Source organism: Synechococcus sp. R6-10 (genome assembly GCF_047461815.1).
Classification (GTDB): domain Bacteria; phylum Cyanobacteriota; class Cyanobacteriia; order Thermostichales; family Thermostichaceae; genus Thermostichus.
Map to the genome: position 1 here is coordinate 1 of NZ_JANSHW010000346.1, position 1,741 is coordinate 1,741.

The window sequence follows — 1,741 nt, forward strand, 5'->3', positions numbered from 1 at the left end:
CTTTTGCGCCTGCTGAATCAAGTAGTGGTCGAAAATATCCCGCCGCACCATCCAAACGGGCTCTTTTAAATCCAAATCGACCACCACCGGATCGCCGCCGCGCCAGGTGTAGCGGATTTGCCGGATCTTGAGGGAAATGGCGGGGCCAAAGTCGAAGTCAAACCAAGCCGCCACCATAGGAGAAACGCCGCCCCCACAGGGTTTGTAGCGGGGCAAGGGATCCTTTTCCAGAACCAGCACCGAGCGTCCCCGCTTGGCCAGATGGTAGGCGGCAGATCCTCCAGCAGGGCCGGCGCCGACGATGACACAGTCGTAGAGTTGCGGCATGGTTTTCGATACTCCAGGCCCCCCCATCCTGGGTTCTGCTCACCAGCTTCTAGCCTATTATGGCTGCAGCGAATTGCCTGCACGTTGCTTGCCTTTTTGTCGGGAAGACCATGCGAATTCGCTGGCAGCGCCTTGCCAACTAGCCCTCAGCTTGCTACTGTGCCGCCTGCGGAAAGCGTTTTGCGGGCGGGAAGCGAGTTCGTTGCCTTTTCAACGATAGGGGTCTGAATCTCGGCCCCCTTTGCCCAGCGTGCTTTGCCCTTCCCCCAGTTCAGTTGCGAGAACAGATCCACCGCTATGCCTATTTGATGCGCCTGAATCGTCTGCGGGATCCCGGCAGCCAAGACCACGCCCATCATCTGGAACAAGCGGCCCGGGAGCGCTCCATTCGTTATCCGGGCCTGTGGGGCTGGCTGCGGCAGTGGTGGTAGCGTTGGCAAGGGGATTGGGCATTCTGGAAAAGATGCAGGAAAATCAGGAGAGGTTGCCTTCGGGATCCCAGACCCGTTGGCTTGCTTGCTCTCGTTGGTTGAGGAGCCCCCATGCACGACCTGGACAGTTTGCCAGAACCAGTAGCCGATGCCTTGATCAAAAGCCTGCTTACGGACGTGGAGCGGCTGATCAACCAGCACGGACTGTCAGAGGTTCTGGTGGGGTTGGCCATGTATTGCAACGTGCAGTTCAAGGCCAAGTTCAACAAGCCCAACCGCACGGAGAAGGATGAGGAGTTGGGGTTTTATTTCCGCGACGCCGCCAAAGCTCTGGAGGTGGCTGCCAGCCTCACCTATCGCACCATCGACCGCTCTCAATCTGCCCGGCCCAGCACCTAGCCGCCGGGATCCCTTTTTAGCTCTCACCCCCAACCTCTCTCAGGAAGAAAAAAGGGAGCCGGCGATCCATTGAGGATCTTAAGGATCTTGGGGTGGCAAGGGATCCCCCTGGGTTTTTATGCTGGTGGGCAACAAGTTGCATTGAGGCTGAGCGTGAGAATCGTCTGGGAACGCAGCATTTACGGGGGCAATGGCCGAGTGCCCTGCATTATCTGTGGGGGATGGGCCAACCCCATCCAGAAAAAAGGGCACCAAGTGTTGCTGGCGGTGGTCTATAACGACCGCGGGCAAATCTACGGGGAAGTCTGCCGCAGTTGTCTCAGTTTGGGGGCCAAAGGCATCAAAGAGTGCCTGCAAGAGCGGATTGCCCGCCTGCGCAAACAACTGGAAGATTTGGAAGAGCTGGAGCAGGGAGAGGTGCAACTGCCTACATTGGAGCAGGAGTTGAGCGCCTATTTGGATTGAGGACTACACCCCTCTGAAAAACTTACGAAACCCCAATAGGAGGTGACGTCTGATACATTTACGCTGAACACTGCTGAACATCACTGTTCAACTATGCAGCGATAGCATTCTGTTTGTTT

4 protein-coding genes are annotated in these 1,741 nt (G+C 57.0%); 3 read left to right on the forward strand and 1 reads right to left on the reverse strand.

From position 1 onward, the window contains the following. On the reverse strand, positions 1-327 hold a 327-nt coding region (locus tag NW837_RS10100; protein WP_414331195.1), incomplete at its 3' end, for an NAD(P)/FAD-dependent oxidoreductase. Positions 328-602: 275 nt separating this feature from the next. On the opposite strand from NW837_RS10100, the gene NW837_RS10105 reads away from it, so the two are divergent. The 3 genes from NW837_RS10105 (at position 603) to NW837_RS10115 (ending at position 1,622) form a co-directional block, all read left to right on the forward strand. Further along, positions 603-758 (forward strand): hypothetical protein, encoded by a 156-nt coding sequence (locus NW837_RS10105; RefSeq protein ID WP_414331197.1) that lies wholly within the window; start codon positions 603-605, stop codon positions 756-758. A 111-nt stretch (positions 759-869) separates the two neighbouring features. Beyond that, the gene (locus tag NW837_RS10110; RefSeq protein WP_011433893.1) at positions 870-1,157 is read left to right on the forward strand and encodes a hypothetical protein; all 288 of its coding nucleotides are present in this window, start codon (positions 870-872) and stop codon (positions 1,155-1,157) included. A gap of 153 nt (positions 1,158-1,310) precedes the next feature. After that, positions 1,311-1,622 carry a hypothetical protein gene (locus NW837_RS10115; RefSeq protein ID WP_414331199.1) on the forward strand — a complete coding sequence of 104 codons (312 nt, stop codon included), beginning with the start codon at positions 1,311-1,313 and terminating at the stop codon, positions 1,620-1,622. The last annotated feature ends 119 nt before the right edge of the window (positions 1,623-1,741 follow it).

Coding starts and splice junctions, on each gene's coding strand:
- NW837_RS10110 (WP_011433893.1), top strand. CDS start 870: ATGCACGACCTGGACAGTTTGCCAGAACCAGTAGCCGATGCCTTGATC.